This window comes from Myxococcus xanthus (genome assembly GCF_006402735.1).
Lineage (GTDB): Bacteria > Myxococcota > Myxococcia > Myxococcales > Myxococcaceae > Myxococcus > Myxococcus xanthus_A.
In genome coordinates, this window is the sequence record NZ_CP017174.1 from 3,473,153 (window position 1) to 3,486,349 (window position 13,197).

The 13,197-nt window shown below is 69.1% G+C and carries 7 protein-coding genes; 1 reads left to right on the forward strand and 6 read right to left on the reverse strand.

Translation table 11 applies throughout. The features are described 5' to 3' along the window. Positions 1–41: 41 nt before the first annotated feature. The 4 genes from BHS09_RS14685 to BHS09_RS14700 form a co-directional block, all read right to left on the reverse strand. Positions 42–1,382, reverse strand: a complete 1,341-nt coding sequence (locus tag BHS09_RS14685) for an AAA family ATPase (RefSeq protein WP_140790643.1) — start codon at positions 1,380–1,382, stop codon at positions 42–44. A gap of 108 nt (positions 1,383–1,490) precedes the next feature. Next, on the reverse strand, positions 1,491–2,438 hold the full coding sequence (locus BHS09_RS14690) for a branched-chain amino acid transaminase (protein ID WP_140790645.1): 948 nt from the start codon (positions 2,436–2,438) through the stop codon (positions 1,491–1,493). Between the two features lie 95 nt (positions 2,439–2,533). Next, positions 2,534–3,949, reverse strand: coding sequence for a patatin-like phospholipase family protein (locus tag BHS09_RS14695; RefSeq protein WP_174258779.1), 1,416 nt, complete (start codon positions 3,947–3,949; stop codon positions 2,534–2,536). A gap of 16 nt (positions 3,950–3,965) precedes the next feature. Further along, positions 3,966–4,904: an AAA family ATPase gene (locus BHS09_RS14700; protein ID WP_011553045.1), complete on the reverse strand. Its 939-nt coding sequence runs from the start codon at positions 4,902–4,904 to the stop codon at positions 3,966–3,968. A gap of 189 nt (positions 4,905–5,093) precedes the next feature. Here BHS09_RS14700 and BHS09_RS14705 point away from each other — a divergent pair, with 189 nt between their 5' ends. After that, the gene (locus tag BHS09_RS14705) at positions 5,094–5,315 is read left to right on the forward strand and encodes a hypothetical protein (protein ID WP_140790649.1); all 222 of its coding nucleotides are present in this window, start codon (positions 5,094–5,096) and stop codon (positions 5,313–5,315) included. 160 nt (positions 5,316–5,475) lie between these two features. Here BHS09_RS14705 and BHS09_RS14710 read toward each other — a convergent pair whose 3' ends face one another. Together BHS09_RS14710 and BHS09_RS14715 are read right to left on the reverse strand one after the other, a co-directional pair. Beyond that, a complete protein-coding gene (locus BHS09_RS14710) occupies positions 5,476–9,867 on the reverse strand; it encodes a response regulator (protein WP_140798191.1) in 4,392 nt (1,463 codons plus the stop codon). Positions 9,868–9,966: 99 nt separating this feature from the next. Beyond that, positions 9,967–13,062 (reverse strand): glycosyltransferase family 4 protein, encoded by a 3,096-nt coding sequence (locus BHS09_RS14715; RefSeq protein WP_237080451.1) that lies wholly within the window; start codon positions 13,060–13,062, stop codon positions 9,967–9,969. Between the last annotated feature and the right edge of the window lie 135 nt (positions 13,063–13,197).

A 13,197-nucleotide genomic window follows, 5' to 3' on the forward strand; every position in this document is an offset into this window, starting at 1 on the left:
GTGGATTCTAGAAATTCCGCGCGGTTGTAACAACGAAATCATCACAGATTGACGAGGAACACCTCGCACGCCTGGTCGAGCAGGTCCTTGGAGAGCGCCGGAGGTATCTGCCGGTAGCGCGCCGAGTCCCGAATGAGGCTCACCAGGTCCCGAGGGTGGCACGAGCGAAGCTCCATGCTCCGGGGCTTGTAGTAGTGCTCGATGAGGTACGTGACGGCCTGGTCCACGTACGGGATTCCCGCTGCCTCGCAGACGCGACTGAAGATTTCCCGGTAAGCCTCTTCGTCGGGATTCCCGACCTCAATCTTGTACTTGATGCGGCGTAGGAAGGCCTCGTCCACCAGTTCCTTGGGGTCCAGGTTGGTGGAGAAGACGAGGAGCTGGTCGAAGGGGATTTCGAACTTCTTGCCGGTGTGGAGGGTGAGGAAGTCCACCCGCTTCTCCAGGGGGACAATCCACCGGTTGAGCAGGTCCGTGGGGTGGACCTTCTGGCGGCCGAAGTCGTCGATGAGGAGCATGCCGCCGTTGGCCTTCACCTGGAACGGGGCCTCGTAGAAGCGGGTGCTCTCCGAATAGATGAGGTCCAGCATCGCCAGCGTCAGCTCGCCGCCCACGACGACGGAGGGCCGGCGGCACACGAGCCACCGGTTGTCCATTTCGAAGGTCTGCCGGCGGCCGGAGGCATCCCGGCCGACCTCCAGCGACACCGGCGTGTGGATGAGCCGGTCGTGGACCTGGATGATCTGATTCCCAATCTCCAGGCAGTGGGGGACGAACACCTCGCCGCCGAACATGTTGGAGACGGCCTCGGCCAGGCTCGTCTTTCCGTTGCCAGGGGAGCCGTAGAGGAACAGCGAGCGGCCGGAGTTCACCGCCGGGCCCAGCTTGTCCATCAGCTCCGCGGGGACGGTGAGGTGGCTGAGCGCCATCACCAGCTCCTCCTGGCTGACGACGGGCGTCTCCTCCGTCTGGCTGGTGATGAGCGCGTTGTACTGCTCGATGGGCACCGGCGCGGGGCCCACGTAGGTGGTGCGGGTGAGGGCGTCTCGCGCGTACTCGCGGCCCTTCTCCGACAGGATGAACTCCACTGACGCGCGGCCAAAGCCCTTACCGCCGCGCAGGTCCACCAGCTTCTCCGTGGCGAGGAAGTCCACCACGTGCTCGATGACGCCCGGCCACGGCAGCCGCATCTCGTCCGCGATGCCCATGCCCGTGCCCGTGCCCGCGTAATAGAGGTACTTCAGGGCGATGTCGGACAGGATGCCCATCTTGAGCCCCGTGTCCTCCACCGACTTCGGCTCCGGTGGAGCGATGTCGAGGATGGATGGGTTCTCGAGCTTGAACGGATTGTCGTCGTAGTCGTAGCCAGCGGGAGGAGCCATCAAGCCCCGTTCTAGCCCATTCGATGGGCGGTCGGGCGCGGGACGTGGCGTCTTCCCTGGCTGCCCGCCCCCCTCCCATGCCGAAGAGGGGGGGCGAGGCGGGGTGGCTCAGATGTACGTGAGCCAGTCCGCGTAGCGCGGCTCCTGGCCACGCACGATGCGGAAGTACATGTCCTGCACGTACCGGGTAATGGGGCCGGGCTTGCCGTCGGCCACCTGGCGGTTGTCCACCTCGCGCACGGGGGTGATCTCCGCCGCCGTGCCGCAGAGGAAGATCTCGTTGGTGATGTAGAGCGCGTCGCGGGTGAAGGTGACCTCCTCCACCGTGCGGCCGCTGTCGCGCAGGATGTGCAGCACCGTGTCGCGGGTGATGCCGTCCAGGATGGGGCCGGACAGCGGGGGCGTCTTGATGATGCCCTTCTTGTTCACCTGGAAGATGTTCTCGCCGGAGGCCTCGGCCACGAAGCCGCTGATGTCCAGGAGGATGGCCTCGTCGTAGCCCGCCATCACCGCCTCGCGCTTGGCGAGGATGGAGTTGACGTACTGGCCGGTAATCTTCCCGCGCACCATGTTCACGTTGACGTGCATGCGCGTGTACGAGCTGACCTTGGCGCGGATGCCTTCCTTGATGCCCTTGTCGCCCAGGTACGCGCCCCAGTCCCAGGCCGTCACGGCCGTGCGGGTGGGGTTCACCGCGCCCAGGCCCATGGCGCCGTCGCCCATGAAGGCCACCGGCCGCAGGTACGCGCCGTTGGCGAACAGGTCCTTCTGTGCGCGGAGCAGATTCACGCACGCGTCGAAGAGCTCGTCCTCGGTGTACGGAATCTTCAGCATGATGATGTGGGCCGAGTCGAGCAGCCGGCGGACGTGCTCACGCAGCCGGAAGACAGCCAGCCGTCCGTCGTGCGTCTTGTATGCGCGGATGCCCTCGAAGACACCCAGGCCATAGTGAAGCGCGTGCGTCATCAGATGCACGTGGCCTTCGTCCCATTTCATCAGTCGGCCGTCGAGCCAGATTTGCTCGGCGCGCACTCCACTACTCGAGGTCGAGCTCATTCGATGTTCCTTCGCCTGGATGTGTGAGGGGACAGCCCGGGCCTTCTAGTCAGTGAAACCTATGAGGTCAAAGCGTGTTTCTCGTTCCGAAAAAGTCACAGCACCGGTGGCAGGGGGGCAAGCATCCGTCGGAGGAACGGGAGGTCCTCCGCCAGTGCCGTCCTGCCAAAGTGTAACGCCTTCGAGGCGAGTTCCACCGACGGTACGACGTCCAGCGGTGACAGTGTTCGCGGAAAGCGTTTGACGTGGTGCGTATAGGGAAGGTTCGGCGCCACCGTCATCGCGGCCAGCCGCTGGAGGGGCAGCCAGAAGGGCGTGGTCAGCTTCGGGGCGAAGCCGTCGAGCGCGAGGATGAACGCGTTGCGCGTGCCGATGCGGCCCCGGGCCACTGCCTTCCACGCCGCCTTCGCTGGCAGGTTGTCCACCAGTCCTCCGTCGATGAGCCTCGCGACGCCGTGCTGGCCCATGAGTCCTTCCACCAACGTGTGCATGCCGGGGTCCTTGCGCAGCACGTCGTAGTGGATGACGCCGGGCAGCGCGGATGAGAAGCCCGCGGCGTCGAGCGCGTCGAAGTCGCCGGTGGTGTCGTCCGCGCCCAGGTAGAGGCGGGTGGTGATTTCGGGGCGGGTGAAGAGCTCGGCCATGGCGCCCATGGCGGCCTGGATGCGGCGTGCCACACCCGCGGGGTTGAGCAGGCCCAGCGGACTGGTGCCCAACAGGCGCTCGTAATACTCCAGCGGCCGGGGAAGCATGCCGCGGCGGATGCCACCCACGGCGATGAGCGTCGGCACCGGCAAGTCCTTGAGCCGCATGCCGCTGCTCTCCGGTCCCGCGCCGAAGAAGCGGCCCAGCCCCGCGCGCAGGAACAGCCGCAGCGCGGCGGGCAGGCCATAGCGGCTCTCCGTGGAGATGAAGCGGAAGAGCTTCCGGAAGGACAGCCCGCGGACGATGTTGATCATGTCCGTGGGGTCGAAGCGCGTCAGGCGCGAGCGCATGATGGCGAGGATGGCGCCCATGGACGTCCCGGCGAGCAGGCGCGGCTCCAGGCCGTATTCGTCCAGGATGCTCATCACCCCCAGGTAGACGTAGGCCGTTCCGCCGCCGCCGCCGGTGACCAGCACCAGCTCCTTGTGCCGGATTTCCCGGTCCAGTGCCTCCGGTGGAACGCGCCCGCGCAGCCGTTGCGCCACCATGTCGCGCGCCTTGGCGGCGTGCTGGCGCAGGTCCTTCACGTGCGGCATCAGCCGGTCCCGCGTGGGCGGGAAGGGGGCTTGGAGGACGGGGCCCAGGCGGCGCTCCACCTCCTCGCGAAACGGGGTGAGCAGCGCGCCCACGCCCACGTCGAGTTCGCCGTGCCGCACCTTGTAGAGGCGCGCCAGCGACAGGGCGGTGCGGAGGATGGCTTCCTCGCGCGGGTCGACGAGGGCCGCGTTGGCCAGCGACGCGCGCACGAGGCGGAGCTCCATCTCCTCGAGCGGCCGGGTGATTTGGAAGCGTTCCTTCAGCAGCACGCGCTTCGAGGGCCCGTCAGGCCTGGGCAATCTGCGAGAGGTTGGCCTTCGCCTTCTCGATGTCGCCTTCGTATTTGAGGACGAGGTTCAGCGTGGAGGCCACCACGTCGGCGGTGAGCTGCTCCGCGTTCAGCAGCGCCAGGCTCTGGGCCCAGTCGAGCGTCTCGCTGATGGAGGGCGCCTTCTTCAGGTCGAGCGAGCGGATGGCGGCCACCGCTTCCACCACCTGCTCCGCCAGCACCTGCGGCACCTGGGGCAGTCGCGAGCGGACGATGCGCAGCTCGCGCTCGCGGTCCGGGAAGTCGATGTGCAGGTGGAGGCAGCGGCGCTTGAGCGCGTCGGACAGCTCGCGCGCGGCGTTGGAGGTGAGCAGCACGCGGGGGATGTGCTTTGCCCGGAAGGTGCCCAACTCGGGGATGGTGACGGCGTTGTCGGAGAGCACCTCCAGCAGGAAGGCCTCGAACTCCGGGTCCGCCTTGTCGATTTCGTCCACCAGCAGCAGGGCGGGGCGCTCGGAGAGCTGCGCCTTCAGCACGGGGCGGGGCAGCAGGAAGCGTTCGGAGAAGAACACCGCGTCGCTGGAGGCCAGCCGGTCCGCCGCCTGCGCCAGCGTGGTGGTGCCTTGCACCATGTCCCCAATCTTGTCCTTGAGGAGCTGGGTGTAGAGCAGCTGCTTGGCGTACTCCCACTCGTAGAGGGCCTTCGCTTCGTCCAGGCCTTCGTAGCACTGGAGCCGGATGAACTCGCGGCCCAGCGCCTGGGCCAGGGCCTTGGCCAGCTCCGTCTTGCCGACGCCGGCGGGGCCTTCCACCAGGATGGGTTTGTCCATCCGGTCCGCCAGGAAGGCCGCCGTGGCGATCTCCGGCGAGGATAGATAGCCCACCTGCTCCAGGCGCTTTTCCGCGTCCTCCACGCTGGTGAAGGCGTGGCTCTCAACCGTCGAAGGGGTGCTCACCCTGTGAACTTAACCGACGCCCTCCGGTCGACTGCGGCAAAAATGCCAGGGTTCCGGCGTCGTCACCGTGGCCCGTTCGCCTCGCTGCCTGGCAAACCCGCGTAACTGTGGAGGGAAATTTTCTGCGCAACGTGGGCACACGTCGTGCATCTCATGGATTCGAATCGGTATTCAGGGAGGTGAGCGGTCATGGTGTGGGCGTGGTTGCGGATGGTGATGATGGTGGCGGTGGTCCTGCTTCCGGGCGGCTTCCCGCTCCTGCTGGCCTATGTCTCCTTGCGTACACTCCGCAACAGTTGGCGCCGTGCCCAGGAGGAGGCCCAGACGGGGGGCCGCGTGGTGTCGCTCCGGGACGTCGTCTCCACGCTCCACTTCAAGGAGCTGGTCCGCGAGGCACGCGCCGCGCTCTGAGCGCGGATGGAACCGCTCGACGCTTCCTGGGTTGGAACTGAAACGGCCCTGACACACCTGCCCGGCTAGGGCACGGATGTCAGGGCCGCTTCATTGAGGCCTCGGGGTTTCGAGGCCGAGGCCGTCGGGATTCCGGCGGGGTGCCGGAATCCCGGCGCCGTTACTTGTCCAGCTCGTCCACCAGGGCCGTCCAGTCGTCGTCTTCCTTGGCCGTGGGCAACTGGATGACCAGGGTCCGGTCGGTGGGCTCGGACTCGTCACTCAGCGCCGCCGGCGGGGCGGGAGCCGGGGCAGGGGCCTTCTTCGCGGCGGCGGCCTGGGCCGCAGGCTTGGCGGTCGGCTTCTTCGCCGGGGCCTGGGCTGCAGCGGGCGCGATGACCTGGTTGAGCTGCGTCCTCACGGCCAGCTCGTCGTCCTCGGCCGTCGCGGGCTTGGCGGCGGCCTTGGCCGGGGTGGCCGCGGTGGCGGACTTGCTCTTGTATCGGGCCAGCTCCAGCTCGGCGACCTTGAGGGCCTTGCTCTTCTCCTGCACGGACTGCTGCAGGCGGGCGACCTCCTGCGCCTTGATGGCGTCGCGACGCTCCAGCTCCGCCTTCTGCTTGGCGGTGAGGTCTTCCTGCTCCTTGGCGTGCCGCGCCTCCAGGTCCTTGCGCTCCTTCTGCGCGGCGGCCAGGCGGGTGGAAGCCTCGTGGGCCTTGCTCTCGGCGGCGGCCACCTTGGCGTTTAGTTCCTTCTCCGCGCGGGACTTGGCGCCCTGCGCGTTCTCCACCGCCAGCTCCAGGTCCTGGATCTTCTTCGCCCGCGCGCTCAGCTGGCCCTGCAGGTCCTTGGCCCTGGCGTCGGCCTCGGTGGCCTGCGTCTGGGCGTCCTGCGTGAACTGGGCGATGCGCTGCTCGGCCTTGGCCAGCTTCGCGGCCAGTTCGTCCGCCGCGCGCTTGGCGTCGGCACGTTCCTGGTTCGCCTGCTGGGCCTGCTGCTGGAGCCGGGCCTCGGCCTGCTGGACCTGTCCCGCGAGGCCGTCCCGCTCGGCGGTGAGTTTCTGCTGGGCGGCGCCCGCGGCGCGCAGCTGGTCCTCGCGGCCCGCCAGCGCCTTGCGGCCCTGTTCGAGCTGCTCGTTGAGACCCGTAATCTGCTGACCCAGGCCCTCGGCCTGACGGTGGGCCTCGGTGGCCTGCGTCTGGAGCTTGGCCTCCAGGGACTTGAGCTGCTCGGTGCGGGTGGCGACCTCGCGGTTGAGCACCTCCGCCTGACGCATCTTCTCCTGCGTCACGTGGGTGAGCTTGCGGAGCGTGTCCGACAGCTCCGTGCCCTTCTGCGTCAGGTCGTTCTGGAGGAGCTCCTCGCGGCGCTGCGACTCCTCGGTGAGCGTGTGCAGCCGCTCCTCGAGGTGGGCCCGGGTGTTCTCCGTCTGCGCCAGCGCGGCGGTGAGCTGCGTCAGCTCGGCGACGCGTGTGCCCAGCTCGTGCTTGGTGAGGGTGAGGTGTTCGCCCAGGTCCTCGCCATGGGCACGCGCTTCGGCCAGCTGGCCTTCCAGCGCGGCCTGGGTGCTCGCGGCGGCCTTCCGGCTCTCCTGGTGCGCGTGCTGCTCGCGCGCCAGCGCGTCGCGGGTGGCGGCGAGCTGGCCTTGGGTCTGCTCCAGCGTCTGGCTGGTGGCCTCCAGCTCGGAGCGGAGTCCGTCGCGCTCACTGGTGAGGTCACCGATGTGCGCGCTCGTCTCCTCGGCCAGCTTCTCGTGCGCGGCCCGCTCGGCCTCGTAGTTGCCCTGCGTCTCGGACAGCTCGCTGCGGAGCTGACCAATCTGCCCGGTGAGGTCCTGCTCCAGCGCGTCCTTGGCCGCGCCCAGGTCCGCCAGCTCCGCGATGCGCTGGTCGCGCTCGCGGGTGGTGTGGGCCAGTGTGTCGCTGGTCTCCTGGAGCGCGCCGCGCGTGTCCTCCAGCGCCGCATGCGTCTGCTGGAGCGTCTGGGAGGTGGCGTCCAACTCGCCGCGCGTCTGCGCCAGCGTGTCCTCGGTCTGGGCCAGCGTCTGCTGCGTCTGAGCCAGCGTCTGGGAAGTGGCCTCCAGCTCGCCGCGGGTCTCCGCCAGCGCGCCTTCCGTCTGGGCCAGCGCCTGCTGCGTCTGGCCCAGCGTCTGGCTGGTGGCGTCCAGCTCGCCGCGGGTCTCCGCCAGCGCGCCTTCCATCTGGGCCAACGTCTGCTGCGTCTGGCCCAGCGTCTGGCTGGTGGCGTCCAGCTCGCCGCGCGTCTCCGCCAGCGCGCCTTCCGTCTGGGCCAGCGCCTGCTGCGTCTGGCCCAGCGTCTGGCTGGTGGCGTCCAGCTCGCCGCGCGTCTCCGCCAGCGCGCCCTCGGTATCCGAGAGGCGCGCCTGCGTATCCGCCAGCGTCTGGCTGGTGGCGTCCAGTTCGCCGCGCGTCTCCGCCAGCGTGCCTTCGGTGCTGGCGAGCGTGTTCTGCGTGTCGGCGAGCTGCTGCTCCGTCTGCGCCAGCGTCTGTTGTGTCTGCGTCAGCGTCTGGCTGGTGGCCTCCAGGTCTCCGCTCAGCTCGGAGATGCGCTGGTCGCGCGCGGCCACGTCCCCTTGCAGGGACTCGATGGTGGACTCCCGCTGGGTGACGGTGTCCTCCAGCTGGGCCACGCGCGCGGAGAGCTGTTCGCCGGTCCGCTGCGAGTCATCGAGCTGCCGCTGCGTCTCCTCGAGCTGCGAGGTGAGCGCCTGGATCTGGCCGGTGAGGTCCGCTTCGAGCTCGGCCTTGGCGGAGCGCAGCTCCTCCAGCTGACGGGAGAGGTCCGCCTCCAGCGCGTCCTTCGCCTGGGAGAGGGCCTGGAGCCGGTCGTTGAGGTCCGTCTCCAGTTCGTCCTTGGCCTGGCCCAGCGCCTGGAGCTCCGCGGTCAGCTCATTCTCGCGGTCCTCCAGGTGCGTCTTGACGGCCTCGACTTCGCCCTCGAGCTCGCCGATGCGCTCCAACTGCTGCTGGATGTTGGCGTTGAGCTCCGCCTCGGTGTGCTCGTTCCGGGCGATGGTCTCCGACAGCTCACGCTCGAGCGTGCCGAGCTTCGCGTCACGCTCCTCGACGCGCTGGGTGAGCTCGGCCTCCTGGGCGTCCTTGTCCAGCCGGAGCTGGTCGCGCTCGCCCGTGGTGCGCGCGAGGTCCGCCTCCAGGTCCGCGACCTGCTGGCTGAGCTTCGCCTCCAGCGCATCACGCTCGGCGTTGAGCCGGTGGATTTCCGCGTCCGCCTGGGTGCCGTGCTCCTCGGCGCGGGCAGCGCGGGCTTCCAGGCCGCGCACGGTGGTGTCGCGCTCCTGCTCGGTCTGCTGCAGCCGCTCCTGGAGGGCCTGGATTTCACCGTCCAGCTCGGCGAAGCGCTGGTCACGCTCGCTGATGGTGCGGTTCAGCTCGGCCTCGAAGTCGTCACCGCGCTTCGTCAGCCGCGCGATTTCGCCTTCATTCGCGAGGACGGTGTCCTGGAGCTTCTGCTCCTTGACCTCGAACTCGAGCGTGACGACGCCGAGGTGCTTCTCCAGCTTGTCGTACTCGTTGCGGCCGTGCTCCAGCTCGCCGGCGCGGCGGCTCAGCTCCTCCTCGGCGCGGGAGACTTCCCGGCGCAGGAGGTTGATGTCCTTCTCCTTGGAGGCGACGACCTCGATGAGGTCCTTCTCCGCGGAGAACTTCTGGAGGAGCAGGTCGTCGACGGTGGCGCCGTGCTCGCGTTCCTTCTGGATGGTGGCCTGCTGGGCCTCGTTGAAGCGGCGCAGCAGGTCGTCCACCTGCATCTTCAGGCCCTGCAGCTCCACGTCCTTCTCGTGGATGCGGTCCTCGCCGGAGAGCAGCTCGCGCTCGCGCACGTTCCAGATCTCGGAGAGGCGGGCGAGCTGGGCCTCGCGCGTCTTCAGCTCGTCGCGGAGGATTTGAATCTTGCCCTCGGGCGTGCCCATCAGCTCGCGCCGCGGCGGCGGACGCTTGAGCTGGCGGGACTCGGCGAGCAGCTCCGCCTTGCGGTCCGCGATGGACTGGAAGGTGCGGTCGAGGAACGCGCGGTCCTCTTCCGTCATCGCGCTACGGCGCTCGCGCTTGGGCAGCTTCGGCGGCCCACCCGCGGCGGCCTTGAGTGACGGAGGCATGGGCGGCGGCGCCTCGCGCGTCCCGTTCAGCGCGGCATCCAGCGACGCGCCCGTGTCATCCGTGCCCGGCGGCACGATGCCGTGGCTCAGGGCGGCCAGCTCGCCCATCTCGAATGGGATGGCGAGGTAGCCGTCCGCGGCCTGTGGCGTCTGACGATGCTGCGCCAGACCATCCACGCCGCTCTCGGAGGAGAGCAGGAGGACCTTGAGGTTCTGACCCCACTTGCCCTTCTTGATGTTGCCGCAGAGGACGAAGCCGGACTGATCCTTCAGCTCCGCGCGGAGGACGACCAGGTCTGGCCGGCGCTTCTCCAGCTCACGCTGTGCGTCAGCCGCCGTCTCAGCCAAGGCTGTCTGGTATCCCGCGCCCTTGAGCACGGTGGCCATACTGAGCGCAAAATCATGCTCGCTTTCGACGATGAGGACCCGACGCTCCATGAAGCCCTTTGTCCCGGAAAAAGTGCTGTGAAAACCGGAACATCCTATCGGGCGGGTGCGACCCTTGGAAAGTTTCCAGGAGCAGGTCGGTTGGCTGCCTCACGAGCTCTTGCCGCGGACGACGACTTCCGAACGGCCTGAGGGGGCCGGGTGGGCGGGGTTCGTGGGCTCGTCGCGGCCGGGGAACGTCGTAGGGGGCGTGTGCCGGTCGAAGCGGATTCCGTCGGGGGGGCAGTACCCGTGCGCGAGCTGGGCGAACCACGGGTTCAGCGTCGAGGGGACGGGCTCCGGGGCGGGGCCCTCGTCGTGGGGCTCGGGGGCCACGTCGGCGTCGGCTTCCTCCAGATCGTCGTCCGATTCGATGAGCTGCGCTGCACTGCTAACGGAAATCTCCGCTTCCTCCACCTCGTCGCTGCTGATTTCGTCCGGCTCCTCGGGCTGGGGCCGCGCGCGGGAGAGGCTGTCGTCGTCGCCCTCGTCGATGGACTGGGCTTCGTCCTCGGAGATTTCCTCGGGCTCTTCGTCCTCGCCGCTGGGGACGGGGACCGAGGCTGAGGCCTTGAGCGCCTGCGGGCTGACGGGTTCGAGCCGGGGGGGACCGTCCACGGACTGGAGCCGGGGCGGACGCTGCCGGGGAACGGGCGGGGGCGCCGCCGCGCGCGGAGGCAGGGCGGGGGGCTGGTCGGCTTCCGGCGTCGAGGTGCTCTGGCGGAGGGTCGGAGGCGGGCGCTCCGGTGTGCTCGTGGATGCGCCTCCCCGGATGGGCGGCAGGCGCTCTGCTTCGGAGGCACCCGGGCGGGAGATGGGCGGCGGCCGTTCCGTGTTCGTGGACCGCGGTTGTGGCGTCAGTGCCGTCATCCGTCCGACGGGCGTCTCCATGCGTGCGGAGATGCTCCGGCTCGACAGCGAGGAGGGCGCGGGGACGATGGGCGTGGGGGTGGGGTGCTCTTCGGGCCGGCTTGAGGAATTGGGGCCACGGCTGCTGGATGAGCGCGTGGGGATGAGCTCCTGGAGCAGTTCGGTGGGCACGCGGATGATGGGCGTCGGCGCGGGTGGCTCGTCCCGCTGGCGGTCGTAGGGCGAGCGCACCACGGGCGTGGCGGAGGAGGTCTCATCCCGTTCCGTCTCGAAGGGCGAGCGCACCACCGGCGTGTGCGAGGGCGGCTCGTAACGCGCTCCGATGACGGGGCTGCGGACGACCGGGGTCGGCGCGGGGGCTTCAGCAGAGTCCCCGGCAGGTTCGCTGGTGCCCGCGTCCGTCCGGTTCAGCGCGGCGGGCGCCTTGATGATGGGCGTCGCTGATGAGGTTTCGCTGGAATCCGCGCCCACGGGCGAAGGAGACCGGCCCGGAGGTGGGGGGACCTTGACGACGGGCGTCGTCGCCGAGGCTTCGCTTCCGTCCTCGTTCAGCACCGACGGCAGTCGGCCTGAAGACGATGGCGCCTTGACAATGGGCGTCTTCCCCGAGGCTTCGCTGTCGTCGTCACTCTGCACGGAGGAGAACCGGCCCGATGAGGAGGGCGCTTTCACGACGGGCGTCGTCGCCGCGTGCTCACTCGTATCGTCGCTCACCGTCGAAGAGGCCTGCGCAGACGGAGCCGGCGCCTTGACGATGGGCGTCGGCGACGGGGGCGCGTCCGCGTCTTCGACCTCTGTTGCCTGCACGATGGGAAGCGCGCTTTCAGAATCGTCGTCGTCGCTCGCGTCGTGCGCGGAACCTTCCGGCGTCGCGTCCTTGCCGGCCACGCTGGACGCGGAGGCCTCGCTCTCGCGGACCGTGCTGGTCGCGGCATCGGCGGCCGCTGCGAAACGCTCTCGCAGCGGCGCGCCCATCACCACGGGCGGCTCGATGGGATTCGTCTCGAGCTCCGTCTTGATGAGGCGCGTGTCGAGCCCCTCCTCGAGCACCTGCCCCATGACCAGCGGCAGGTCTTCGCGCGCACGCCCCGTGGCAGGCGCGTCCTTGTCCTTCCGAGGCTCCGGCGCCTTCTTGGAGACCGGTGCCGCCGTGGGGGCGGGCTCGGGGGGCAGCAGCGCCGCCAGCCGGTTCGTGGGCGTTCCCGTCACCGTGGTGGGCGCGGGCAGGTTGTCCTCGCTCGTGGTGGAGACTGGCTCCGACCGCTTCTCCAGCAGCGAGTCATACAGGTCCAGGAGCTTGCCGCGGATGAGCCCCGCGTCGAGCGCCGCCTCCGCGTGCGCCCGAGCCACCTGGCCCAGCTCCATCCGGCGCTTCACGTCGCGCGCCAGCTCGATGATGCGGTCGGCCAAGGCCTGGCTGTCGCCCGGAGGGAAGAAGACGCCTGCGCCAGCCGGGATGAGCTCCCGCGTCACGGGCAGGTCCGCCGCGATGATGGGGCGGCCCGCGGCGCAGTACTCCGACACCTTCGCCAGCGGTCCGCCCTGAACGCGATTGCGCTCCACGTCATCCATGGGCAGCACACCCACGTCCGCGAGCGCGAGCACCTTGGCCAGGTCGTCGTGGTGCACCGGGGGTTGGAACTCCACCCGGTCGCCCAGGCCCAGCTCCTTCACCAGGTCATCCATGTGCGGCTGCCAGTCCGCGTGGCGCGCGCCCACCACCGTGAGGCGCACCTCTTCCTTCCGGGCCGCCACCTCCACCGCGCGCAGCAGCGTGGACAGGCCCTGCCACCCCACCTGGCTGCCCAGGTACATCATCCGGAGCGGTTCTCCGTCCGGGGCGCCCAGCACCTCGGGCGTGAAGGGCTGGAGGTCCACCGGCGCGGGCAGCACCCGGACCTGCTCCTCACTGGCGCCGAGCGACTGGATGTACGCGCGCGTCGTCTCCGAGCCAGTGACGACGAGGTCCGCGTTCATCAGGCAGAACAGCTCCTGCCTGCGAATCTTCGACAGGAAGCGCCGGTCCCCCTCCGTCTGCGGGTGGGTGTACCGCAGCTCCTGCGAGGGGAACGTCTGGGCCTCGTAGATGAGCCGGTACCCGTAGTCTCCCTTCAGCTCGCACAACGCATATCCGCCGAAGGGGTCCGTGAAGTGGGCGAGCGCGTAGTCCTCGCTTTCGAGCTGCCGGCGCACGGCCCGCTCGAAGGCCTGGATGCGTGAGGCCAGGTCCCCCGAGCCTACCGGGACGCGCAGCAGCCGGGCGCCCTGGTACTTCTCGATGTGGGAGTGGTCAGGCGTCTTCGCCGACAGCACCACCACGGAGAAGCGGTCCGGCAACGCCTTCAAGTATTCGGTCAAACGCCGGGATGAACCCGACGGACCGGGGATGACGTCGAAACTGCACAGGAGCAGTCTGGGCAGGTCGCTCAAGCGTGGGCAGGATACCTAGCCGCCCCCTGAGTGTCATCGGGT

What these genes read in the sequence shown, in the direction of transcription:
- BHS09_RS14685 (WP_140790643.1), bottom strand. Translation starts at nt 1,382, where the DNA reads ATGGCTCCTCCCGCTGGCTACGACTACGACGACAATCCGTTCAAGCTC.
- BHS09_RS14690 (WP_140790645.1), bottom strand. Translation starts at nt 2,438, where the DNA reads ATGAGCTCGACCTCGAGTAGTGGAGTGCGCGCCGAGCAAATCTGGCTC.
- BHS09_RS14705 (WP_140790649.1), top strand. Translation starts at nt 5,094, where the DNA reads ATGGTGTGGGCGTGGTTGCGGATGGTGATGATGGTGGCGGTGGTCCTG.
- BHS09_RS14710 (WP_140798191.1), bottom strand. Translation starts at nt 9,867, where the DNA reads ATGGAGCGTCGGGTCCTCATCGTCGAAAGCGAGCATGATTTTGCGCTC.